At 55.0% G+C, this 25,192-nt stretch carries 18 protein-coding genes; 6 read left to right on the top strand and 12 right to left on the bottom strand.

What is annotated here, in order from left to right:
• Window positions 1-63 precede the first annotated feature (63 nt).
• The 6 genes from AC0N03_RS08195 to AC0N03_RS08170 all read right to left on the bottom strand — a co-directional run bounded on the left by AC0N03_RS08195 (window position 64) and on the right by AC0N03_RS08170 (window position 10,674).
• Window positions 64-3,648 (bottom strand): beta strand repeat-containing protein, encoded by a 3,585-nt coding sequence (locus AC0N03_RS08195; protein ID WP_474288182.1) that lies wholly within the window; start codon window positions 3,646-3,648, stop codon window positions 64-66.
• 326 nt (window positions 3,649-3,974) lie between these two features.
• A complete protein-coding gene (locus tag AC0N03_RS08190; protein ID WP_474288181.1) occupies window positions 3,975-4,580 on the bottom strand; it encodes a ribbon-helix-helix domain-containing protein in 606 nt (201 codons plus the stop codon).
• Complete coding sequence (locus AC0N03_RS08185) at window positions 4,577-5,911, bottom strand: HlyD family type I secretion periplasmic adaptor subunit (protein ID WP_474288180.1); 1,335 nt, start codon at window positions 5,909-5,911, stop codon at window positions 4,577-4,579. Before AC0N03_RS08185 ends, AC0N03_RS08190 begins: the two co-directional genes overlap by 4 nt.
• 38 nt (window positions 5,912-5,949) lie before the next feature.
• Entirely contained in the window at window positions 5,950-6,960 is a 1,011-nt protein-coding gene (locus AC0N03_RS08180) for a hypothetical protein (RefSeq protein ID WP_474288179.1), read from the bottom strand.
• A gap of 137 nt (window positions 6,961-7,097) precedes the next feature.
• The gene (locus AC0N03_RS08175; protein WP_474288178.1) at window positions 7,098-9,242 is read right to left on the bottom strand and encodes a type I secretion system permease/ATPase; all 2,145 of its coding nucleotides are present in this window, start codon (window positions 9,240-9,242) and stop codon (window positions 7,098-7,100) included.
• Between the two features lie 142 nt (window positions 9,243-9,384).
• Window positions 9,385-10,674 carry a TolC family outer membrane protein gene (locus tag AC0N03_RS08170; RefSeq protein WP_474288177.1) on the bottom strand — a complete coding sequence of 430 codons (1,290 nt, stop codon included), beginning with the start codon at window positions 10,672-10,674 and terminating at the stop codon, window positions 9,385-9,387.
• Between the two features lie 809 nt (window positions 10,675-11,483).
• Between AC0N03_RS08170 and AC0N03_RS08165 the strand changes: the two genes are divergently transcribed.
• Together AC0N03_RS08165 and AC0N03_RS08160 are read left to right on the top strand one after the other, a co-directional pair.
• The gene (locus AC0N03_RS08165) at window positions 11,484-13,079 is read left to right on the top strand and encodes an MBL fold metallo-hydrolase (protein WP_474288176.1); all 1,596 of its coding nucleotides are present in this window, start codon (window positions 11,484-11,486) and stop codon (window positions 13,077-13,079) included.
• Window positions 13,080-13,448: 369 nt separating this feature from the next.
• Window positions 13,449-15,248 (top strand): NAD(P)/FAD-dependent oxidoreductase, encoded by a 1,800-nt coding sequence (locus tag AC0N03_RS08160; protein WP_474288174.1) that lies wholly within the window; start codon window positions 13,449-13,451, stop codon window positions 15,246-15,248.
• Between the two features lie 57 nt (window positions 15,249-15,305).
• On the opposite strand, the gene AC0N03_RS08155 is transcribed toward AC0N03_RS08160, so the two are convergent.
• From AC0N03_RS08155 to AC0N03_RS08145, 3 genes are read right to left on the bottom strand one after another with little or no spacing between them, the layout of a single operon-like run.
• Window positions 15,306-16,823, bottom strand: a complete 1,518-nt coding sequence (locus AC0N03_RS08155; protein WP_474288173.1) for an FAD-dependent oxidoreductase — start codon at window positions 16,821-16,823, stop codon at window positions 15,306-15,308.
• Window positions 16,820-17,602, bottom strand: a complete 783-nt coding sequence (locus AC0N03_RS08150; protein WP_474288172.1) for an FAD:protein FMN transferase — start codon at window positions 17,600-17,602, stop codon at window positions 16,820-16,822. Before AC0N03_RS08150 ends, AC0N03_RS08155 begins: the two co-directional genes overlap by 4 nt.
• 3 nt (window positions 17,603-17,605) lie before the next feature.
• On the bottom strand, window positions 17,606-18,004 hold the full coding sequence (locus tag AC0N03_RS08145) for an FMN-binding protein (protein ID WP_474288170.1): 399 nt from the start codon (window positions 18,002-18,004) through the stop codon (window positions 17,606-17,608).
• A gap of 145 nt (window positions 18,005-18,149) precedes the next feature.
• Here AC0N03_RS08145 and AC0N03_RS08140 point away from each other — a divergent pair, with 145 nt between their 5' ends.
• Both AC0N03_RS08140 and AC0N03_RS08135 read left to right on the top strand, forming a co-directional pair.
• A complete protein-coding gene (locus AC0N03_RS08140; RefSeq protein ID WP_474288169.1) occupies window positions 18,150-18,806 on the top strand; it encodes a response regulator in 657 nt (218 codons plus the stop codon).
• 1 nt (window position 18,807) lies between these two features.
• On the top strand, window positions 18,808-20,145 hold the full coding sequence (locus AC0N03_RS08135) for a sensor histidine kinase (RefSeq protein ID WP_474288168.1): 1,338 nt from the start codon (window positions 18,808-18,810) through the stop codon (window positions 20,143-20,145).
• 426 nt (window positions 20,146-20,571) lie between these two features.
• Here AC0N03_RS08135 and AC0N03_RS08130 read toward each other — a convergent pair whose 3' ends face one another.
• Window positions 20,572-21,456 carry a hypothetical protein gene (locus AC0N03_RS08130; RefSeq protein WP_474288167.1) on the bottom strand — a complete coding sequence of 295 codons (885 nt, stop codon included), beginning with the start codon at window positions 21,454-21,456 and terminating at the stop codon, window positions 20,572-20,574.
• A 188-nt stretch (window positions 21,457-21,644) separates the two neighbouring features.
• Window positions 21,645-22,118, bottom strand: coding sequence for a hypothetical protein (locus AC0N03_RS08125; protein ID WP_474288166.1), 474 nt, complete (start codon window positions 22,116-22,118; stop codon window positions 21,645-21,647).
• 411 nt (window positions 22,119-22,529) lie between these two features.
• Here AC0N03_RS08125 and AC0N03_RS08120 point away from each other — a divergent pair, with 411 nt between their 5' ends.
• Both AC0N03_RS08120 and AC0N03_RS08115 read left to right on the top strand, forming a co-directional pair.
• The gene (locus AC0N03_RS08120; RefSeq protein ID WP_474288165.1) at window positions 22,530-23,171 is read left to right on the top strand and encodes a response regulator; all 642 of its coding nucleotides are present in this window, start codon (window positions 22,530-22,532) and stop codon (window positions 23,169-23,171) included.
• A 74-nt stretch (window positions 23,172-23,245) separates the two neighbouring features.
• Window positions 23,246-24,016, top strand: coding sequence for a LuxR family transcriptional regulator (locus AC0N03_RS08115; protein WP_474288164.1), 771 nt, complete (start codon window positions 23,246-23,248; stop codon window positions 24,014-24,016).
• Between the two features lie 81 nt (window positions 24,017-24,097).
• Here the strand turns inward: AC0N03_RS08115 and AC0N03_RS08110 are convergent, their stop codons facing one another.
• On the bottom strand, window positions 24,098-25,117 hold the full coding sequence (locus AC0N03_RS08110) for a Crp/Fnr family transcriptional regulator (RefSeq protein WP_474288163.1): 1,020 nt from the start codon (window positions 25,115-25,117) through the stop codon (window positions 24,098-24,100).
• Window positions 25,118-25,192 lie beyond the last annotated feature (75 nt).

Below are 25,192 nucleotides of genomic sequence, written 5' to 3'. Positions count from 1 at the left end.
GCATAAAAAATGGCGGGAAGCCATGAGCCTCCCGCCGAATTTAATCAAACCCTGATCCGAAACTCAGACGACGATTGTATGCGTCTGATGATTGGCATCCTGATAAGCAATATCCACTGTTCCGGTTGTGGGATGCGGTGCCTGAATATTGCCGGTATCCAGCGTCGCAACCTGATGCGCCCAGTTCGAATTGCCAGTTGGATCAACACTCAGCGCACCGGTACCAGAATCATAATGGACATAACCGCTCAGAGACGACAACGTTGTCGGCAGGTTGTTCAGCAGAGCCGAAAGATCAACCGTATCATGAGTACCGCTGGAACCGCCGATAAAGTCGGTAATCACATCGGTGACATTAATGTTGGTCAGCTGAAACGTATCACTGCCACCGCCGCCGGTCAGATTTGCCTGTCCAAGCCCGGTCGTCAGGATGTTGTCGTGTGAGTCACCCACGAGAATGTCCCCATTATGCGACGAACCGATCAGGTTCTGTATGCCACCAATCGTAAATGATTCATTTGAACCACCATTGATCGTAGCCGTTGGATAAATCGTTCCTGAAAGATCTGCATGAACGTATCCCACGGCATTGCTGAAATCAATGGTATTATTGGTTCCAGAAGCGACGATCGTGTCTCCGCCAGCTGCATGAGCAGCAAAGACCTCATTGCCGGTCAGCGAATACCCGCCAGTCGGCTGCGAGCCATAAAGCGAGACATCGAGCTGGTTGGTGCTGGTTGTCGTCGCTGTATTGCCGTCCCCGTCCGTGACAGCGAGACCAAACGTCAGATGGCTGTCGCCGATCGTAGTAACAGCATTATATGTCAGCGTGCTCAGATTAATATTGCTGTCGCTGTTGGTGCCCGAGGTGCCGATATTCGTAATCGAAACCTCGGTGATTGGATTAGACAGGAACGAGCCCGTAGTGGAGGTTGACGGAGCGCCGGGTCCGGTCGCCCCTACACCCCAATGCGCAGCGTCTACATAGATAGTTGACCCATCGAGAAGCGCCAAATTCTCGGTTGCAGTATGACCTAAGCCATCATGTATCGTCACTGTCACATATTCATAGGTAGCCGTGTTACCTTTACCAACGCCGAAAGCAACGCTGCTCTGTCCGGATTTGAACTGCAGGTCAATGGTTTCTCCCGTATTAAGATTGCCGTTGCCGACACCCATGCCGTTATTGTTAACAAATATTTGGTCCGCCACTGTGTTTCCCTGTTTGTCAACAGATGTACCAGAAATCAGCACATCGGGAGTCGTCCCGGGAGGTGTAGACGATGAAGAAATCGTCGTTCCGTTCAGTTCGATATAGTAATTATTGTAAGAACCACTCGGAATGGACGCAGCGCTAAATGTTTCCGTAACATTGAAACTGTTTGATTCCAGATTGAAATCATAGGTTCCTGAAGCCGAAACGGTCAGCGTAAAGTAGCCAGTCGACAAATTGGAGTCTGTGAACGCATGCATCTCGGTTGTACCCGTGGATGCATTATAGGCACCGGTATATTCGTAGAACGTATAGCTCGGGCCCGTCCCGCCAGATACAGTCACGGCATACACTTCAGCGCCGCCATTCGTCGTATGCGTGTCGACAACGCTATAAGTGTAACCTGCGGCGTTGCTGCCGAAGCTGACGCCAACGGCTGTCGTGGCATTAGGACCGTCTGCCCCGAATATTGGCTGCCAGGTGCCATTGACATCGGTCTGCGCCAGATTCGGCATAACGGCATCCTGCACATTCAGGATCTGCGGCGCATCATCGACGACAGTTGCCGTGACAGAAGCGTCGACCGTCTGGCCATTCACGTTACCCGTGGCAACAACATCGACAACACCGAGGCTGCCCGTCGTCGAAGCTTCACCCAAGATCGGGTTCAGCAACGTCTCCGTCACCGTCACAGTGCCGTCATTGCCAGCCAAGATCGAAGTGGTTCCGCTCAACGTGATGGTCGCAACCTCAACCGTCTTTCCGTTCTGAACCTGGTAAATATCAATCTCGCTGCCACTGACAACTACCGGACTCAACGCTGAATAAGTCGTGGTCGGCGTAATCGACGCCAGCGCAATCGACTTCAGCGTTACTGTTGCATCATCCGCGCCCGCATGGAACGTCAGGTTTGCACCCGAGGCATCAGGATTAATCTGCGTGCCAGAGCCATCCGGCGCCAAAGCACTCTCATAGACCAACTCGGACGCCGTCGGCGTCGATGTCGTCGGGCCATCACCAAGACCCAGCGTGATCGTCAGCGTCGCTGTCCTGGTCGTGCCGTCCGCATCCGTGATCGTATAGGTGAACACGTCCTGCGGCGGAGTTTGTTCATTTATAGCGACGTTGTTGTTCGCCTGATAGCTGTAGCTGCCGTCCGAATTCAGCGTCAGCGCGCCATATTCGCCCGTAACATGATAAGCCGTCAAAGATCCGCTCGGTTGACCCGTATAATCGCTGCTGGAAGTACCAGAATTATCAGCGACAGCACCCGTCACATGTATCGGAGAATCCGCACCCGTCTTGTCGTTGGAAAGAACACCCGATGTCGTCGTGCTCGGTACTGACAGCAAGCCGCCATCAGAAACCGAATTTATGTCATTAACAGCAACAGGAGCATCGTCACGGATATTGATCGTTATAGTGTTTGAAGTCGTATTGCCGAACTGGTCCTTGACGGTGAAGCTGAACGACTCAGCCGGATCGGTGGTGCCGTTGCCGGGAGCCGGATTCGTCAAAGTGTAGCTGTAAGCCCCTGTGCTTTCAGTGATTGTGAGAATGCCATATTCGCCCTGCACCGTAATGATGCCATTATTCTCCACGCCGGTATGGCCAGGGACGCCTCCAGTGGTTTCCTGGAAAGAATAGGTGTAAATCGGAGTTGCACCGGCAGAATTCGTCTCAACGAGATTCAGATTACCCGTCGTGGTGACAGGATCACTAGTCCCACCGGGGTAGGAGCCTGTCGTGAGTCCCGATTCGAATGCCGTATTGCGGTCGACTCCGTTAACCAGATCGCCTGTCGGATTGGATTGGAGATTTGAGACAATCGGCTGGATCGTGGACACAATTGTCGGATTCGTCGGCGTAAAATGATATCCTTCAGGCGGCTGCAACGGAGATATTGGCATCGACCCCGAAATGTTTCCCGGATCCGTGGTGAAGTTGCCTCCAGAGCTGCCCACCGCCGCTGCGCCGGCCGGCCCAGCCGCCGCGACGATACCGTTATCGGTAAAAGCGGCTTCAAGGGTTGCCTGCGGCACTTCGACATCGCCGATCAGCAGGTTGGGCACGTGGTTGGCGACATCGTCGAGGACGATCGCAGTGCCATCCTTCTGCACCAGAACAAGATTGTTCCCGACAATATGAATTTCATCGAATGTCGCGGTGGCCGGAAGGCGGATTGCCGTTTCGCCGGCTGCCAGCTTGAGATGAACCACCTTGTCTTCCGGCGGCAGGTGATATGAAGACTGCGGCGCTGCATGGCCAACGGCCATCATGCCGCCCATGACAGGAGGGATCTGCGCCGTCTGAGCCTGAGCCGCATTGGCCGGAGCCGCGCTATCGTTCTGAGCGATAACCACTTCAGAAACGTGGACATCTGATGAGCCTAAATTGCTCGCGACATGGCTCTCGCCTGCAAATTGATTGTCCATAATCGGCTCCGATAAAATTAATAAAAAAGAAATTTATATAATGAACGGAGAATTAAAGACCTGCCCGCAATTTGCAAGATACCACCAGTGATACGTTTATATCCCCGTATAAATGTGAGGCAAAAAGAGTTTTGGATAGTTAATCGAAGTGGTTAGTTTATATCGCATGACGAAGATACGCCGAAAAAATGGCTATCATTGACGCGATATGGAAAAAATAGCCAAATCTCAAATTTTGTTTACATTCGGCGTGTTTCGATCAGATGAAAACGTTTACCCACGCGTCAACCGCCCGGATAATCTAGTTTTTGAGAAGCGATGAAGGGTCAGAGAATATAGCCCAGAAGCATGGGGTGCTTCTGCCCGGGCACGATTGTCAGACGCGCTTTGCCGCCGAAGGCGTTAACCTGCGTTCGTATCGAATAATTAACGACAAGCGCACGATTCGGATCCAATTTGAAAAGATCGAGAATTTTAACAATCGGAATTTCAAGGCTGAAGACAAGACCAGCAATCGACTTGGTTTCGGTCGATCCGGTGATCTGGCTGAGATAATTCAGAAATTCAGGATTGCACTTCACGATCTGCTTATTGGCGTTCAGAACAAAGCAGGGAACTGGCGCGGCCAGCGCAAAAGAGGTGACGCTGTTGAGCGACAGGCTCGCTTCCAGTTCACGAATGCGCTCCACGCAGAATAATGTTGAACTGACGCGCAGCGCGGCGCTTCCATTGTGGTTTTCCCCGTCATGCAGACATTTCTGGATATAGTCGGCCAATTTGAGACCATTGAATTGTGCGGCCCGCTCCAGAACATCCCAGTAGACTTGTTCCAGACGAAAACTGACCTTCCAGTCGCCACGCTTGAAAATCCGCAAGCGCAGCGATGTCGCCTTCTTCAGGACATCCTGGAATGTGTTGGTCAGGTCATTCAACGTTCCGTCAGAGCCTCCTGCTTTGCCTTGATGAAGGGCTTGAGAAGATAGCTCAGGATCGTCTTCTTGCCAGTGATGATATCCACCTGAGAAATCATACCCGGCATAATGGGATAATCGCGTCCGTCATGATGAATGACATTGTGATTAGTGCGCACCTGAATGGTATAAAACGTTTCGCGCAATTTCTCATCATAGACGCTGTCCGCCGAAACTTCGCTGACGACGCCAGGCAGGCCGCCGAATATCGAAAAATCATAAGCTGTCAGCTTGACGAGCGTTTCCTGTCCCTTCTTGACGAAAGCGATGTCACGCGGATTGATTCTGGTTTCGACGACGAGATTGTCGTCAATCGGCACAATGTCCATGACATGCGCGCCCGGGTTAACGAAAGCCCCAAGGGTGTTCACATCAAGTGTATTGACGATGCCGTCCACCGGCGAGCGGATATCGGTGCGCCTGTTATGCTCCGCAGCGCCCTTGGACGTTTCCTCAAGCACCGAAAGCTCCGAGGTCGCCTTCACCGTGTCTGTCAGCACCTCCTGACGCATCTGCAGCCCGATCTCGACAAAATTATTCTTGGCTTCGCGCAAAGCAGCCTCGGCCTTGGCGATAGTCTCAACCAAGGCATTCTGCTGCCCGTCAAGATCGACCAGCGCGCGCTGCACACGCAGCAATTCAGTCTTGGGCGCCAGGTTCCTCATCACCATCGGATTGACGATGTCAAACTCCTGATGCGCCAGCTTCAGGCTGGCCTCGACCCGGTCTGCATTGCTTTGCGCCTCGTTGAGTTCCCGCTGCCTTTGCTCGATCCGGTCCTGAAGCGAGGCCAGCTTACGCTTCTGGTCCTCGCGCCGAACGTCGAGCAGGCGTGCCTCTGTTTCGCAGACATGCGGGGCAACCTTTTCCACGTCCGCAGGGCAGCTATAGGGCTTGGTCAGATCCCCGCTCTCCTCAATCCGCAGACGGGCAACCTGAGCTTTCAGGCTGCGGATCTTGGCCTCCACTTCGCCCAGATTGGATTCGGTCATTGTATTGTCGAGACGCAGCAAAACCTCGCCCTTGGTCACCTTCTGTCCCGCACGGACAAAAATCTGGCGCACCACCCCAGCTTCTGAACTCTGGATTGACTGGGTTTTATCGGACGGGATGATCTTGCCTTCGCCGCGCGTGACTTCTTCCACCTTTGCGACGCTGGACCAGATTATGGCCGCGAGGAAAAGAAAAAAGACAGCAACGATGATCACGCGGGCTATGCGCGCCGAGCGCTCAAGCTTCACGTGTTTTTTCGCACGAACCGGAATGCCGGCCCCGTGAATTGAAACAGTCATAGGTGCTCTCGCAATGAATAGAGCTAAAAATCAAAAAATCAGGACGAAAAATAACGTTCAAAAAGATCAGGCCCAACTTTGCCCGTGGTAAATGTCAGTGTCGACTTCTTGCCGGAAGCAAATTCAACCGGAATATCGATCCATGGCCGGCCAAAAATCAGCCGCAAATCATGCTCCAGATCTGCCGGGGGGATCGATATCTGATAAACACGATCCGACTGGGCTGTAATCTGAGCGCGCAGCACATCGCCGCTCTGGTTGCCGCGAACGCGCAAAACCGGCGCGCCAACCGATTTGATCAGATCTGCGCCCGCCACCGGCTGAACATCAAGGACAAGATATGGGTCAGACTGCGCGCCGATCATCTTTGCGCAGCAAACCCACAATTTTACCTGTAATTTGGCGTCTGGAATATGAATTTCCGCGATAAGCCGGGCACTGGCGCCAGCCGAAGCAGATATTTTGAACGTGTCCAGACGCAGCCCGTCATTTGGTTCGAGCCAACTGACAGTACCGATATCCACATCAGGCAAGCCGGGCTGACGCGGGTCCTCTGTAATCAGACCGGCATAATAATTGGCCAGCACCGACTGACCATCGAGATTGACCGGCGCCCCCGTGCCAGCATCCGGCTGCAAAGATACATCCTTCGCTGCAGGATCATCAACAAGCGCCAGAACATTCATGCGCTGCAGCACATCGGCGACAGACACAGGCTTCTCCTGCGATTCCGGCAGCCAACCGACGAAGCCATTCGGAAGAATGTTGCCCTCACCCGTCTGGTAGACAAATGGAACGTCCTTGGCCAGCGGCCGGAATATCTCGTCCTGGCGCGGCGTCGTCGTTGCCACGGCTGGTGTCTTGGCCGGCCGGAGAGCATTCCTTTTCGGCTCAATCTTCTTTTTCTTGACAGGAGCCTGTTGGTGCAATGGCGCTGGCGCCGCCGGCAGCAAATTGATTGGCCCGTCACCGGCCTCCGCGGCAACGGCTCCGGCAATGCCCGTCCCCGCCAGACAGCACATCAGAACGCTGGCCAGCAAACGAGACATAAGATTTGACCGCATGCGCGTCACAATATCACCAATTCCCAATCGTTCCGTCAGAATACATCATTCCTGAAATTATTAAATCAATGCAGTCATCCCGGACTATAAAAAGCGCAGAGATGGTGAAAATGCACTAAGGCTTAAGTTGTAGCAGGCGCAACTTCACCCTTCAGGGCCTGCAAAACCTTTTCCTTCGGGCCATCGGCAACAATACGGCCATTATCAACCACGATTAGACGCTCCACAAGCGACAACATGCTGAAGCGATGTGTTGCAATAATCAGTGTCTGATCCGGCCGGGCGACAGCCATCAGCCGCTTGAGGAACATCTGCTCCGTCGCCATATCCATCGCGCTCGACGGCTCGTCAAGAAACAAAATCTTCGGCGAACTGAGAAAGGTACGAGCCAGAGCCACGGCCTGCTTCTGCCCGGTCGAAAGATTACGTCCGCGCTCGCCAACCGGCAGATCATAACCAAGAGGATGCAGCGACACGAAATCGTCCACACCCGACAATTTGCAGGCCGCGATCAGTTCCTCATCCGTCGCGTCTGGCTTGGACAGCAGAATATTGGCCTTGATCGACCCGATGAACAGATCCGTATCCTGCATGACGAGGCCGATGCCACGGCGAATTTCATGAGGATGATACTGGCGGATATCCACCCCGTCGATAAGCACCTCGCCATCGACAGCCGAATACAGGCCCGCCATCAAACGGCCAAAGGTCGTCTTGCCAGCACCGACACGTCCGATGATGCCCACCTTCTCGCCGGGTCTGATCACCAGATTGACTCCTGCTAGAGACAGCCGCGTATCCAGGGGATATTTGAACGAAACATTCTTGAATTCGATCTTGCCCGCCGCCACGACACGATTGACAAAGCTGGTTGTGGCTGTGCGCTCGTCCGGCAGATCCATGACCCCGTTCAGCGTTTTCAGCGCCGATGCCGCGTAGCGCACCTTGGCAATCGTATAGGCAATCTGCGAGAGCGGCGCCACCGCACGCGACGCCAGCATGCCTGCCGCGATGATCGCGCCTGTCGTCATCTCGCCGTTGGAATAACGATAGGCACCGGCAACGATCACGCCGATATAAACCGACTGTTGCAGGAATCCTGCCGCATTAAGGCCCACGGATGAAATGGTCTTGATGTTTTCTTGCGTCTTTGAGGCGGTCTTGACCAGCAGGTTCCAGCGGCGGAGAAACTGCCCTTCCGCGCGCATGCCCTTGATGGTTTCAAGCGCACTCACGGCTTCCACCAGCATGGCGTGACGCAGCGAATTCTCCGTCTCCGAGCGCATGATATGTTCGCTGATCATCAGATGCATGACGTAGCCGACGAGCAGAACCGCAACCATTGCGACAATCGGAATAATAACGATCCAGCCTGCGATCACATAGACGATGATGAGGTAGATAAACAAAAATACCGTATCGATAAACAGCGTCAATGTGCTGGACGTGAAAAATTCCCGCAGAAACTCATACTGACTGATCCGGTTGACAAATTCTCCGGACGAATTCGACCGATGCACCAGCGGCGTGTTGAGAATTTTCTCGAATATGACGCCGGATAATATAACATCCAGATGCTTGCCTATTGTATCGATCAGCAGCGCCCGCGCCACCTTCAGAACAAAGTCGAAGACAAACACCAGCGCAATACCGGCCGCCAGCACCCAAAGCGTTGTAAAGGCTTTGTTGGGCAGCACCCGGTCATAGACATTCATCGAAAACAGCGGAGTGGCTATACCAAAGACATTGATAGCCACGGCTGCAAGCGCCATGGTCGCCAAGCTGCCCGCGTGCTGTGAAATTGGCCCCAGGAACCAATGCTCTTTAGCTATGAGCTCCGGCTTTCCGGGATCGACATCGATTCTCGCAAACTTTGGCAGTATGGAAATTATTGAACCTGAGAAGTGATCCCGGAGGAACTTGCTGTCCACGACACTCCGTCCGGCAGAAACCGGGTCAAAAATCTCCATTTCTCCGGTATTCAGAGTGTCAAGCAAAACCAGACAGGCACCGTCCTTCGTCAAGACAACGGCAGGCCGCTGAACAAGTTGCAGATCGTCAAATTTAACCTGCTCGTATCTGGCTTCAAGCCCGATACGCTTGGCGGACGATATAAACAATTCCGCAGTCAGGTGATTTGAGACAAGCGGCAAGCCCGCTGTCAGCACAGTTTCTGAAGCCGGTCGCTCGAAATATTTGGCGATAAAGACCAGCGAGGGCAGCAGGCCCTGCACAATGGGAACGTTATCCGGTATCAGGCCATCCAACCCACGCTCGTCAAGACCCGCCGCTCGCCCGCCATCTATAGATTTGAAACGCGCCAAATTATCCGGCTTTAAAGACGGGTCCTGAACTTTCACAGTGGAAACTTTCGCCGAAATTCAAAAACGTAAATAAAACGCCAATTCGTCATTTTACCGGATTAGGCTGCGCGTTCTCCGCATCCCTGAAGACTGCGGTGTTCGCATAGACCGGCGGCTTCACATTCAGCGTCTTCAGCAGATCGCCGTCTGCGGCCAACAACTGATAGTCGGCAAATACGGCGGAAAGCTTGGCGGTCTCAGCCACCACTGCCGTATTGAACCGCGTATTCTGTGCATCGAGCACGTCAAGCAGCGAACGCCGTCCAACCTTGAACTGGTCGAGATAGGAATTCACGACCTTGATACCTTCAGCCAACTGCTGGTTGTAGATCTTGGTCAGCGCTGTTTCCTGAACCCGCTTATCCCAGGCCAGCTTGACCTGTTCGGTAATGTCGCGACGGAATTCGTCGAGCTTCAGGCGCTCCTGAGCGGTCAGGTGAATCTGCTCGCGCTCTGCAGCGCTGCTGCCGCCGCCATCGAATATATTCCAGCGCATCACAAGGCGCGCCTGCAGATCGGTGGTGCGACCGGGGTTGACATCTATATCGTGCCCCGCGCGGGCCCTGCCCTCAAGGAAGAGCTCAGGCATATATTTAGCGCGGGCCGCCTTAACCAAAGCGTCAGCGGCATTGATATCCGCCCAAGCCACTGCAACCGTCGGATTGTTGACCTGAGCCCGGGTGATCGCGCTCTCCATGCTGCCCGGCAATGCCCGCACCGGAGGCAGCGCCCCAACAGCACCAAGCGGCTTGCCAACCAGCGTCGAGAAGCGAATCTTTGCGGCGTTCAACTCTTCCTGCGCCACCTTGACCTTTGCAGAAGCCGCGGCGAGCCGCTCCTGAGCCTGAAACTTATCAGCGTCCGTCAGAGTGCCGCTGGTGACAGCCGATTCAATTTCCGACAGCGTCTTCTTGTGGAAAGCGACGTTATCTTCAGCGATAGCGAGCACGCGCTGCTGCAGGATCACCTGAATGTATTCGCGGGCGATGGACAGAGCCACACTTTCGGAACGTTCCCACACACGGGACTCGCCGCCGGCAACACGCGCCGTCTGGCGCTCGTTTTCAGCCTGAGTTGCAAACCCATCAAAAATCTTCTGGGTCACAACCACCCCGATTTCGGCAGGCGCGAGGCTCTGATTCAGCGATCCGCCGACCAGCGAAGCATCGTGACGATCATACTCCTGAACACCCAACGCGCCTTCCAGATCGACCCGCGGCATGTAAAGGCTTCTCGCCTGATCAAGCTGCGCGTTCATGGCCTGATGATTTTGGATGGCCTGACCGATTTTGGGGTTCGTCACCAAAGCCTCTGAAACAGCTTCTTTCAGGCTCATGGCGGATGCCGAAGCGCTTGCCAGCAGCAACATGCAAACGGTAGAAGCAGCGGACAGCGTTGCAGAACGACCGATAAAGTTGATCATCAAAAGGCCTTTTTGACTAAAATAATTGAAATGAGACTAAAACATGTCCTTGGCTTTATCAAGCCTCACTCAATTAAGTTAGCAGAATCTAATTTTAGATATTCACGCCACTAGGGAGCACGCAGACAAGATCGTCACGCACAGCTGGAAGCTTGGAAGGCGACGAATTTAAATAAAACAGTTGAATATATCATGATATTTTTCAAAGTAATGGGGAAATATGCCAAAAAATATACAAGTCTAAAATTCAATAAACTTGAAAATTGAGGATGATTAGCCAAATTTAATTCAAATAATACTATAAAAGTGCGTCATCAATACTAAATTTTAACAGAAAATTATTCGCGCAAAAGCATGAAAACAAGTTTAGCCGACCACCTTATCAGCAACGCCGGCAAAAGAATAATCGGCAGATTCTGCCATTTCGAACCAACGATACAACATGGCGGTTTAAAGACCAGATCATAATGCGATAAGGTGTTGCCAAAAAATCACTATGATTTCGCCACATTTGGCCCGATGAATCTTTTATTGCGTCAGATCAGCGAATGAATCTCGCATTTGGCGAATCGCAATCACGCCGTCTGCTTCTCCCCATGCCTGTCAGAGCCGCACTGTCATCCGAAACCAGCGATTGCGGCCCGGATCGATACATTCGAGCATAATCAAACAACCGAATTTGTGGTATCGTGAATCGTGCGGCGAACAGAGCGAGAGAGATCATGCAAATTGAACTCGCATTCTACGGTGCGGCGGGCACCGTTACAGGATCCTGCTACGGGTTGAGCGCCGGAGGCGCGCATATCCTTATCGATTGCGGCCTGTTTCAGGGCTCCAAAACGCTGAAAGAACTCAATTATGGCGAGTTTCCTTTTCCTGCGAAGGCGATCGACGCTGTTGTCCTGACCCATGCCCACATTGATCATTCGGGCCTTTTGCCCAAACTGATGCTGGCCGGCTTCAATGGCCCGATCCATGCAACACGCGCCACCATCGGTCTTCTGGGGTGCATGCTGCCGGATTCCGGGCATATCCAGGAAAGCGAAGTCGATACCCTGAACCGGCGCAACAGGCAGCGCGGCCATCGCGAAGTCAGCGCCATTTACACGGAAGAAGACGCCCGGGAATGTCTGGAACTTCTTGAGCCTGTTGAATATGAGCGCTGGGAAGCGGTTGCCAAAGGCATACGCTGCCGCTGGTGGAATGCCGGGCATCTGCTCGGCTCCGCTTCCATCGAGATCGAAATCGAGGCCGGTCCAGACAAGCCCTTGCGATTGTTGTTCTCCGGCGATATCGGCCCGGAAAACAAGTTGCTGGAACGCCCGTCGCAGGCGCCCGCCAGCTTTGACTATGTGATCTGCGAGTCGACTTATGGCGATACAGATCGCAAGGAGCTTTCAGCACTGACCCGCCGGGAGCGGTTAGCGGATGAAGTTCGCGCCGCCCATGCGGCGGGCGGAGCGCTTCTGATTCCGTCCTTTGCCGTAGAACGCACGCAGGAACTCGTCACCGACCTCGTGGAACTCATGGACGAAGGACAAATTCCGGTCGCGGAAATTTTCGTCGACTCCCCGCTCGCCAAACAGGCGACCGAAGTGTTCAAGCACTTTGCAAAAGAAATGGCCAATGGCCGGGCGGTGACGCATGCGTTCTCCTCACCGCACCTGCATGTCACTGAAAATGCCGAAGCTTCAAAAGCTCTCGCCCGCATCCGCAATTTTCACATCATCATTTCAGCGAGCGGCATGTGCGATGCCGGACGCATCCGTCACCACCTGAAAAACTGGCTGCCGAGACCCGATGCCACCGTGCTTCTTGTTGGTTTTCAGGCGCAGGGCACGCTGGGGCGGGTGCTGCAGGACGGCGCTTCGGCTGTGCGGATTCAGGGAGAGGACGTTATCGTGCGCGCCCGGATCTGCATGATGGATACTTATTCCGGCCATGCCGACGGCCCGGAACTGGTGGACTGGATTCACAAGCGCTTGCCGATCGCACGATCTTTGTTCCTTGTGCATGGCGAGCATCACGCCATCGATGGTCTGGAAGAGCGCCTCAGGGACAATCAGGATACGGCTGCCGTGCATGTCATCCGGCCTGCCATCGACGACAGGTACAGGCTTGACGCTGAAGCGGCGGAACTGATGAGCCGTGAAGACAAGCGCCGCATAGAACCGACAGCCGCCGCCCGCCTCGACTGGCACAATGACCTCTCCCGCCTTATTCTTGATATCGGCGATGCCGTTGATCAGGCTGCCGACGAGCGCGGCAAGCAGGTTATTATCCGCAGGTTGCGCCGCGCTCTGGAAACAGAGAATTAAAAGACGCAGTCTGCACTATTAAACCCGACCCGCGAGGCCGCCACATCGGTTTACCGAAACCAAAGATTTTGCGGCCTGAATTACAGAAAAAATCAGGCGAATATCCGGAATTTAAGCCTGATATTCGTAAAACCTTCGCTGAGTTTGACAGGCAGCCGCCACCTTTACTTAAAATGAAGCGCGGCGCACTAGATTGCTTGCGCTAACATAAATTCAACGCATAATCCTTCTGTCATGACCTGACAGCCCCTGCCCCGATCTGGCCGCCGCGTGCAAAGCAACGGCGGATGATCTGGGCCGAGGGGATAATCAAAATGCCTTTGAGCAAGCCGGACGGATTAACCGCCGGGCTGAGACCGGGAGGACTCGATGTTAGACAAGACCGCGACCGCGCGCATGCAGGCTTTTCTTTCCAAGTTTGAAGCCGCTCTATCCGAAGAAAATCTGGACGCAGCCGTGAATATGTTCGCCGAGGAATGCTATTGGCGGGATCTCGTGACCTTCACATGGAACATAAAGACCATGGAAGGGCGGGAACAGGTTCGCGACATGCTGGCCAATTGTCTCAAAGGCACCAAGCCGTCGCATTGGCAGGTCGCATCAGGCGAGGAAGCTTCTGAAAACGGGGAAATTCTCGAGGCCTGGATTTCGTTCGAGACTGCGGTTGCCCGCGGCTATGGGCTTATCCGGCTCAAGAACGGTCTTATCTGGACATTGCTGACCACGATGGTTGAGCTCAAAGGCTTCGAGGAAAAGGCCGGTTTCACGCGCCCGCTCGGGGCCAAACATGGCTACCATCCGGAAGTGAAGACATGGCGTGAACAGCGCGAGGAAGAACTAGCCACACTCGGCTACGAGAAGCAGCCCTATGTGCTGATCATCGGCGGCGGACAGGGCGGCATCGCCCTTGGCGCACGTCTGCGGCAACTGGGCGTTCCGACCATCATCGTCGAGAAAAATGCCCGCGCCGGCGATTCCTGGCGCAAGCGCTATAAATCGCTCTGCCTGCATGATCCGGTCTGGTACGACCACCTGCCCTACATCGACTTTCCCAAGAACTGGCCGATTTTCTCGCCAAAGGACAAGATCGGCGACTGGCTGGAAATGTACGCCAAGGTGATGGAACTGAATTACTGGACCAACACCACCGCCAAAAAAGCCAGCTATGACGAAAAGACCAAAGAATGGACGGTTGTTGTCGAGCGCGATGGCAAAGAGATCACCCTGCGGCCCAAGCAGCTGGTTTTTGCCACGGGCATGTCCGGCAAGGCCAATATGCCCAAATTCAAGGGCATGGAGAAATTCAAGGGCGAGCAGCACCATTCCTCGCAGCATCCCGGCCCGGACAGCTATAAGGGCAAGAAAGTTGTCGTCATCGGCTCCAACAATTCCGCGCATGACATTTGCGCCGCCCTGTGCGAAGCCGGTGTCGACGTAACCATGGTGCAGCGCTCCAGCACGCATATCGTGCGCTCGGATTCGCTGATGGAAATCGGCCTTGGAGACCTGTATTCCGAACGGGCCGTTCAGGGCGGAATGACCACAGCCAAGGCTGATCTGATCTTCGCGTCCCTGCCCTACAAGATCCTCAATCAGTTCCAGAAGCCGGTCTATGACAAGATCCGCGAGGTGGATGCCAAATTCTATGCGGCGCTGGAAAAAGCCGGCTTCCAGCTGGATTTCGGCGCCGACGAATCCGGTCTCTTCATGAAATATCTGCGGCGCGGCTCCGGCTATTATATCGACATCGGCGCCTCGCAGCTCATCATCGACGGCAAGATCAAGCTTGTATCGGGACAGGTGCAGGAAATTACCGAGCACAGCGTCATTCTCGACAATGGCACGGAATTGCCCGCTGATGTCATTGTTTATGCCACCGGCTATGGATCGATGAACGGCTGGGTCGCGGATCTGGTCAGCAAGGACGTGGCGGATAAGGTCGGCAAGGTCTGGGGTCTGGGCTCGAATACGCCAAAAGATCCCGGCCCGTGGGAAGGTGAACAGCGCAACATGTGGAAACCAACGCAGCAAGAGGCGCTCTGGTTCCATGGCGGCAACCTGCACCAGTCGCGCCATTATTCGCAATTTCTGTCGCTTCAGCTCAAGGCGCGGATGGAAGGCATCCCGACGCCCGTTTACGGCCTGCAGAAAGTCTATCACACATCCTGATTGCAGGGGCCGGAGAGGCGCAAACTGCGCCTCTCCTGTTTGCCGGCATTCATGCCGTCAGGCAAACCCCGGGAAAAAATCCACCTTGATCGCGGAGTCCGGCACGCCCAGATCCTTCAGCGCCTTCTGAAAGCGCACCACCATGTTGCGCGGTCCGGATATATAGAACAGACGCTCCTGATAATCCGGCACTTCGCGCAGGATCATGTCCTCGTCGATGAAGCCATGATGGACATTGGCGCCTTCAACCCGTTCCAGCGCCACCGCATAAACCGTACGCAGACCAATTTCCTGTTCTGCGGCGCTGAACACATCGAAATAGGCAATCTCATCCACCCGGTTGTTGCCATAGAGCAGAACGGCATCGCGCGGCTGTCGCTGGATCATCATATCCTGCACCATGCTGCGGAAAGGCGTCACACCTATGCCGCCGGCAATGAAGGCCAGCTTCTTCGACGGATCGGCGGGAAGCACGAAATCCCCGGCAACATGCGAGGCGAATATCTGATCGCCGGGCTTCATTTTTGCCAGAGCGCGTTTAAAGGAACTGGGATTGGGATAAAACTTCACGCCAAGCCGCACCTCGTCCTCAACGGGCGAAGAAGCAATGGTGAATGGACGCCGGTTGCCGCGGTCGTCGACATTTTCGACATCCATCGTCCAGTCCATATATTGACCGGCCTGATAGCTGAGCTTGCGGTCCGTTTTAAAAATATAATCGTAACAGCCCTCGGCCATTTTTTCGATGGCAACCAATGTCAGCTTGCTGCGACCCTTCGAGCCAACGGCATAGGCAAACAGATTGCCCACAAGAAACGCGATTTCGGGCGTGAAATAAAACCCTGCGATGTGCATGTTGGGCGAAGACAGAGCGCCGATGATGCCGCCATAGGCCATACGCGGCCATTTCGCCTGCGCGGCGGTCAGCGGTTCTGTGAGCATGGCGAAGCCCGCAAACAGCAGCGGCGAGGACAGCATGGTTTCGTTCAACGCATCCATCCACATGGAAGGTGGCGTCGTGAGCAGCGTCAGGGCCAGATTTGCCAGGATATAGACGCCGATCATGTCAAATCGCTGCACCTTGCGCACAACCATGAGCCCGCCGATCAGCACGAAAGGCAGCAGATACATGTTTCCGCCAACCCACCATGTCGCCGGTTGGTTCAGCACAAAAGCCGAAGCAACAACGCCAATCGCAACCGGATTGAAAATATGCCTGCGCCCGATGGCAAATAAGAATTTCGAGGCAATCGCCACGAATGACGCCAGAACGAGCCCGGCCACGCCCAGATGATCCGTTGAAACGATGGGCGGCATGATCAGTGTCAGAATCAGCGCCGTTATATAGACCGACTCCGTATTGACCGGAATTCCGATAACCTTGGCAAAAAGCATGTTGGTGAGCCAGCATGTCGCCAGAATAAGAAACAGCGAGAATGTCAGGGCCGTCGGATCGCATTGTACGAGCTGAAAAAAGCCGAGTACAAAGCTGAGGCCGAGCAGGAAGACGACATAATACAGCACCAGACGATACATGGTGATGCGGTTAAGCACGGCGTCGATAAATCTGATCATGATACGACAAAAGCTCCAAATCCACTGGTCAGCGTGGCCGTTCCGCCGGCATCGACGAAATAGCCCTCAAGACCGGGCGTTGCTTCGATGAACGCAATTCCTGATTTGCCCATGGCAAAGGCGGCCGTGGCAAAACGGTCGGCTTCGAGAATGTCAAATCCGATGATCGTGCAACTGACGATCTCATCCAGACTGCGCTCGGGGTGAATTGGGTTGTAAATGTGCTGGCCGCGCACATAGGTGCCGGAGGTTGCGATGCCGTGACCCCGCGGCTGCACCGCCTTGATGATTTCATAGGGGTTAAACGGGTTACGTATGCCGACAACCCACTCCCGCCCCTCAGGGCCGAGTCCGTGGCTCTGGATATCGCCGCCGGCATCGACGTAAAAATTCCCGATGCCGGACGACATCAGAAATTCGGCGGCTTTGCGGATCGCCCAGCCTTTGACGATGCCGCAGGGGTCTATGCTGCCATCGGGCCTCCGGATATCGAAATAGCCGGACGTCTGTATTCTGGTGCGCTCCGCGATAGCAAACACTTCATGCAGATCGTCTGAAATGGCGTCCGTTCCGACCTCGCCCCTGTTCAGCCGGCAGACTTCGCTGTCGGCCTTGTAGGGGCTGAAGCGCCGGTCAATATCCGCGAAACATTCAAAAACATCCTCGAGAACGTTTTCCGGCAGATGGTCTTGCGCAATTTCGACCGTGATGGGCATGCCCATCAGCAGGCGGGTCTCACGCGGCACGGATGACTTGCCGGGGCGAGGCTGAAATAACATAGGTCAGTTGGCCTGACGCAGCGCGTCGCTCAATGAACGCAGATAGGCCCGCGAAGACAGGGTTGCGCCGGTGACCATATTGACGCGGGTGCTCTGCGCACGAATGGTTTCCTGCTGCAATCGCGGTAGGGCGATCGAATTGATCCTGCGGCTTGTCATACGGTCGCTGGGATATTGCAATATCTTTACATTGGTGATTTTGCCGCCCTGAATGACAACCTCTACCTGCATGGGGCCATAATAAGCGCTTGTCTGCGCGCCAGTATAACTACCATCCCGATAGGTGCCGTTCATGGCCAGCAGCATCTGCGGATCGCCTGCTGCGGCAGCCTGCGCACCTGCGGCGCCAAGAAGCACCGAACAGGAAATCGCATGGACGAAGAACCGCGGAGTTAATTTCATAGTATCCTCTTGTCTAACGCATAAAATTTCATTGACTGCGCCAATCTGCGCGTTGAACCTGACAAGAACCTGAAAAGACGGCGGATTGTTGTTCAGCATGCTGTAAGGTTAAATTCATAGGCTTGCAGTGAAATCCGGTTGGCACATGCGCATTTTACTTATTGAAGATGACCCCGCACTTGGTGAAGCCGTGCGCGAGCACGTGGCTTCGCTCGGCTATGGCGTCGATCTGATCGCCCGCCTCGACGATGCGCGGCTGGCGCTCTCCACTGTCAGATACGAACTCATTCTCCTTGACCTCAACCTGCCCGATGGCCGCGGGCTCGACCTGCTGCGCGAACTGCGCCGCAAGGGCTCGGCCCTGCCCGTCATTATCCTCACCGCGCAGGATCAGCTTTCCGCGCGGATAGACGGGCTCAACAGCGGCGCGGATGATTATCTGGTGAAGCCGTTCGATCTCAGCGAACTGACGGCGCGCCTGTCTGCCGTGGCGCGCCGATACGGCGGCAATCCCAATCCAATTCTGCATTTGGGTAACATCGATATAGATCTGGCCAAACGCATTATAAGTTGCGAGGGACGTCCGGTGGATCTGACCGCGCGCGAATGGGCGGTGCTGGAGCGGCTCTTGCGCAATCCCAACGGCATGGTGCGTAAAAGCGATATAGAGGATTCTCTTTACGAATTCGGCGCAGAAATCGACAGCAACGCCGTTGAGGTCTATGTGAGCCGACTGCGCAAAAAGCTGGGCAAGGACATCATCAAGACATTGCGCGGCGAGGGGTACAGGGTCACTATCTGACATGATCCAGACACCGCGCTCCATGACGCTGAGGCTCATCCTGAGCCTGACGGTCGGAACCACTCTTCTGTGGTGCGCCGCCGCTGCCTATTCAACCTACACATCCTACCGCGAACTCAACGAGGCTTTCGACGCCGTTCTCGTGGAAGCTGCGCACCGGCTTCTGCCGCTTGCCGCCGACGATGCATTGGGACGCGAGCCCGACGACGGCAGCGCGATTTACCGGTTCATTGAAGGACGCAAACAATACCTCAGCTATCAGTTGCGCGATTCCAGCGGCCACATCGTGCTGCGCACCGGCGACGCGCCCGCCGCTCCTTATGACGCAGACCTGAAAATCGGCCTGAGCACTGTCGGCAACTACCGGCTTTACACTGACAAGGATGCAGAAACCGGCCTGACCATCACCGTCGCCGAGACCGAGGACGGGCGTTACGAGGCGCTGCGCGCCAATATCCGCACCATGCTCTGGCCATTGGTAGGTCTCATTCCGCTCAATATTTTCATGGCCTGGCTGGCGGTGCGCACGGCGATGAAGCCGGTCAACCGGCTTGCCGCGGACATTTTCCGGCGCAGCAGTCACAACCTGACGCCGATAGATACAACGGATCAGCCTTTGGAATTACGCCCGATCAGCAAGGCGGTGGCCCGTCTGCTTGAACGATTGCGCGCCGCGCTGGACGCTGAACGATCTTTTGCTGCCAACAGCGCGCACGAATTGCGCACCCCAATCGCCGGTGCTCTGGCCCAGACGCAGCGCATGATCGCCGGATTGCATGATCCCGACGACAAGCGTCGCGCGCGCGGTCTTGAGAGCTCGCTGAAACGGCTGGCCGCGCTGGCGGAAAAGCTCATGCAGATCTCGCGGGTCGATGCCGGAATCGGCCAGACCGTCCAGACAGCTGATCTTGTTCCGATACTCGATCTCGTTGTCGAGGATTGCCGGCGCCAGCTCAAGGATACTGCCCGCATCAGCTACACAAAGGCGCCGGATGCCGCTCTGATAGCCAGAATTGACATCGATGCCTTTGCAATGGCCGTGCGCAATCTCATCGATAACGCCCTGCGTCATGGCGATCAGGACAAGGCGATAAAAGTCACGCTTGAATCAGGCGGATTGATCACGATTGTCAACGAAGGGCCGATCGTGCCGCCGAATGTTTTGACAAATCTCAAACGGCGCTTTGTACGCGGCGATACCAGAAGCTCGGGTTCAGGCCTTGGACTCGCTATCGCGGAAACAATCACACAGCAAATGGGCGGCGTTCTCGAGCTGAAATCGCCTGCCTCAGGCCTTGATCAGGGCTTCGAGGCCCGACTGGAAATTCCCGTCATCTGATTTGCGGCAATTGCGCCAAACGGGTGGTTCCTGAAGGGAAAAACCAGCACGCGGGCAGACCGGAATGCGCAGAGCGCTATACTCCCTACGAGGTATACGGCCTTTGACGAATGTCAAATAATGCAAAAATTTGAATGAGATAGACCATCTCAGTAACACGATTGGTCAACTTACGTCACCCAAGGCAAGAGCCGATAGTGTGCCTGTCACAGAATGTTGTCTCAGGCATATCGGCAACGAAAATTCGCTTGGAAGTGGCAGCGAATAGTCCGATGCGCCGGAGCAAGAAGACAGGAAAGGCGATGCGAAGCCTCCCTCGCTTGATTGCGTCTGGCAAAGCATCGGGACGTTGCTCACATGAAAAATGCCTTGAAATATGGTTCGCTTTTAGGAGTGATTATCGCAGTAACTGGCTTTTCGTTTGTCTCAATAGGGCAGGCAGCAACCAGTTCCTCTGGCGCGGCAGCGGCTTGCGACGCCGCGCTTAAAAAAGGCACTCCTCAGGCTTTGAGTGAATTTCTGAAGAAATATCCCAAAGCCAATACAGTTTGCAATGCAACCGACTTGACAATCGAGCCGGATGTAATGCGCTCTGGCGGCGGCAACGGGCTGTTCTTTGCACCTCCAAATGAACCGCCCCCGCCCCCCCCTCCCCCTCCCCCTCCCCCTCCTCCTCCTCCGCATGACCATCATCACCACCATCACCACCATCATCACCACCACCATAACGGCGGCGGCGACCACGGCGGTGGCGGCGATCACGGCGGTGGCGGCGATCACGGCGGCGGCGGCGACCACGGTGGCGGCGGCGATCACGGCGGTGGCGGCGCTCACGGCGGTGGCGGTGACCACGGTGGCGGCGGCGACCACGGCGGTGGCGGTGACCACGGCGGTGGCGGTGACCACGGCGGCGGCGGCGACCACGGCGGTGGCGGCGATCACGGCGGCGGTGGCGGAAACGGCAACGGCGGCGGTAACGGCAACGGTGGCGGAAACGGCAACGGCGGCGGTAACGGCAACGGTGGCGGAAACGGCAACGGTGGCGGTAACGGCAACGGTGGCGGAAACGGCAACGGTGGCGAAAACGGCAACGGCGGCGGTAACGGCAACGGTGGCGGAAACGGCAACGGTGGCGGTAACGGCAACGGTGGCGGAAACGGCAACGGCGGCGGTAACGGCAACGGTGGCGGAAACGGCAACGGCGGCGGTAACGGCAACGGTGGCGGAAACGGCAACGGTGGCGGTAACGGCAACGGTGGCGGAAACGGCAACGGCGGCGGTAACGGCAACGGTGGCGGTAACCATGGCCATGGCGGACACGGTGAAAACAATAACCAGACCACTTACCGCGTTTTGTCCTGGAGCTTTAACGCTTAGGCGAGAGCAACGCCAAGCATGTCTGTTCGCGGCTTAGCCATTAACCACAGCGGCTGCGGATCAGACATGAAACAGGCCGATGACCGGAAAACCGGCCATCGGCCAAATCCATTCCAGACTATCTAGGCACAGGTTCGCATGAAGTGGCTGGCGTAGGAATAGGTCATCGTGATCAAACGCGGCGACAGGCCGCCATTTTGATTAATCCAGGAGCGCACCCACTGCGGATAATTTCGCAACAAAAACTCCTCGACAACCGCAACATCGCTGCTTGCGGAAGATGATGGCGCATGAAAGCGAAAATAGGCCCCTTCCGTGATGCATGTCTGATTTGCCGGGAGTGCGAGATAAAGAGTGCAGGCAGAATCGCACCGACCGCTAAATCGTACTTTGGCGTGCGCTTGCCTGAGATCATCAGCGCGCAAGGCATAATCAATCACAACACCGCCACTGTCGTTGCCGATATCAACAACCTGATCAAGCATCGCAAACTTTTGTTGTCCCGCATAAACGGGACTGTTCACCAGACCCATTTGGATAATTGAGATAACGAGCGTCGACAACAAAATGAAAAAGGAGCGGCGCAACTTGTTCATTGATTATCCAATGCATAAACCGACAATAATTCCTCCATGGTAGGCACGAGTCGTAAAAATGACGTTAAGTCCTTAAATTCAGGATTATTGGCTTTTTTTTGACTGTGCCAGGAGAAAGTTTCGGCGGCGCCGTTTAATCAACAGACATCCACCCAAGGGTTCGGCGCCGACGCCGACGAAAACCAAGCTCCGCATAAACCGCATGCCCGGATGATGCCGGTTAACGTTTGGTAAATTTTTTCCGTATTTTCCGAGTCTTTCAATCCGGCGCAAGCGCGCTTAGATATCTCATATTAGAAAATATTAATTTTGCAGTCCGGAGATGTTGAATTCTGAATAATGTCAGGAATATTAACCATTTGATATTCGTCAATATTCATTATTCCGAGTGATTTACTGAGGGTTTCCGCCATGTTTTCCGCTGCCTCAGGCCCCAAAAGCGAACGTCATTCAGCCAGAGCTTCCAGCAAGGCAAACGCCTCTGGCGCGTCTGGCCGGCTGGGCTTTTCGGGCGCAAGGCTGGAAATCAGCGATCCTTCGAGACCGGCTTCCTTCTCGCTCGCGAGTGACGCACAGGGCGTTATTCCCGCGCGCAAGACCATTTCCACTATCGCCTTGATCGACGATATGCAACTCACGAGGGAATGCTTGCAGCACGTTATCCGCAAACAATGCCCCGACCTCGAAATTCGATGCTTCAAATCATGGTCAACGGAAATTTGCGACGGTCAGAACAAGCCGGATCTGGTCATATTCAACTTGCGCCGGCTCAAGATCGACTGGTTTATCGAGAGCGAACCGGCCCGCGCTTTGCGCAAGGCGGAATATAGCCCTCTGGTTCTTGTTCTCTCCGAACTCGATGAATCTCAGGAAGCCTTGCAGGCCCTGCGGGCGGGCCTTGCCGGGTTCTTTCCGACAAGCTGCGGCGTGGGGCTGCTCGTCGCGGTTATCCGCCTCACCATTTTGGGCGGCCGCTTTATTCCGCCGGGTCTTTGTCCGGAGCAATTCTCGTCTCTGGCCGCGCAGGATATCAGCAAGCTGCCAAGAGCATGAATTCATCATGTCGGGGAGACATAACCGCGGCACTCCGACACAGCGCAACGTTATCGCTAAACACAGGCAATGTTATGAATTACGCATTTAGTTTCAATCTCAACGGACAGCCAGCCATTCAGGTGCAGCTTCGCAATGGTGCGGACGAACAGTCTCGCCAACCAGCGAGATCATCCGTGCGGCACTTCGCGCTGATCGAACACCGGATTCTCGTCCGGGACTGCCTTCAGACATTGCTGGAGGTTTGCGAAGAAGCGAGTGAAACCGAGGCGGTCAACTCCGCCGATGAGCTTTCAGATTGTCAAAAAGATCTGGTTATTATCGGAATTGGCGCCGAGCCGGACGCTGCCGCCCTACTTCAGCGCCAGATGGCACTGGTCAGAAGCTTGCGGATGACGGTGCCTGTGGTTGTGATCATGGACAATAGCGAATTGCTTCGTTCGGGCGAAGCCCTGCGGCTCGGCGCCTGCAGTGTGCTGCCGATGAATTCGAGTATCGAACTCGCAAAAGCAGCCCTTCAACTCGCCCTCGCTGGCGGCGCGTTCGCTCCGCTCACGGAACCTCAGCCACATGAGTCTGATCTGCTTGATCCGGGCGCTGACACTTTCGAGACAAACCTTCAACAGGACGGGCTGACCAAGGAAGGCATTGTCTTTAACGGTCATTTCACCGAGCGGGAAATGGAAGTGATCGAGAGATTGAAAAAAGGCCTGCAAAACAAACTCATCGCCTATGAACTCGGCATATCGGAAAGCACCGTCAAAGTGCACCTGCGCCATATCATGAAGAAGTTGCGGGCCACCAACAGGACACAAGTCGCCTTTCTCACCGATCATCTCATGTAGGAGGGTACAAAAATGGCGGCCTCGGCCGCCATTTTCATTTGTGCCGCCTGCATCAACGGCTTGCCGCATATCCGGCCCGGTTCAACTCAGATTAGCCAGACCCAAGGCCATTCTGTCCATGATCCGCGCATTAAGGATGCGTATCCCTTCCGGAACGATGGCAATGGCCCGCTGCCGCACCAGCATGGAAATAGCGCGGCTGACCGTCTCCATCGACAAGCCGCAATAATCGGCAATATCGGCGCGGGTCATTGGCAGGGAAACATGAACACTCGCATTTTCAATCACATGCCAGCGGTTCTGCAACTGCACGATGAGCGTCGCCACGCGCTGCTGCGCATTTTGTTTGCCCAGAGAAACCAGTTGATCCTGCGCAACGCTCAGATCATGCATGATCGAAGTCAGGATCAGTTTGGACAGGCTTCTGTTCGTATCGGCAATAGAAAAGAATGCTGCGCGTGGAATGGCGCAGAAACTCGCATCATCGATCACATCGCCGTTCATCAGATATTGATCGTTCAGATCAAGACCGATGAGATCGCCGGTCAGGGCAAAGCCCGTGACCTGTCTGCGTCCGTCCGGCAAATTGCGTGAAAGACGAATTGCGCCGCTTTTGACGATGTAAATCTTGCGGGCCCATTCCCCCTGCGTAAACAATGAGGAACGCCGCGCAGTGCGCACATTCACCGATTTCGAGCGAACGGCCAGCAGGGTTTCCGCGTCAAGATTACCGCAAAAGCCAAGGCTGCGCGCCTTGCAATCGCTGCAGGTTGCGAACAGGGGATCGGCGGAGACCCTCGTTTCGCCTGTCGCACGGCCCGGCGTTCCACCGCAGGGCGTACGCACTGTTGTATCAAAGTCGAGGTTCCGCTTCTGCCGGCTCTGAATGCCCGAACCATTGTCGGGCTTGAAGCGCGCCTGATAGGCTGCCACAGCAGAATCTGTCATTCCCAGATCATGCATGACTTCATTTGTGGAAGGAGTCGACGCAGAAGCTTGCGGCGCCTTGATCTTGATGGGCCGCAACGCATTGCTACGCGCCAACGAAGCGGGATTAATGTGATGGATCGTGCCAGTCTGGCTGTTGTTTTCCAATTTCACTTCTGCCTCCCTGCTGGTCAGCAATGACAAATGATTAACAATCAAATCATCGCGGCAATTACGGAAAATGCATCC

This window comes from Methylocystis sp. sgz306128, from assembly GCF_056032725.1.
The sequence above is the reverse complement of the archived record's forward strand: the minus strand, read 5'-3'. Positions and strand labels throughout refer to the sequence as shown.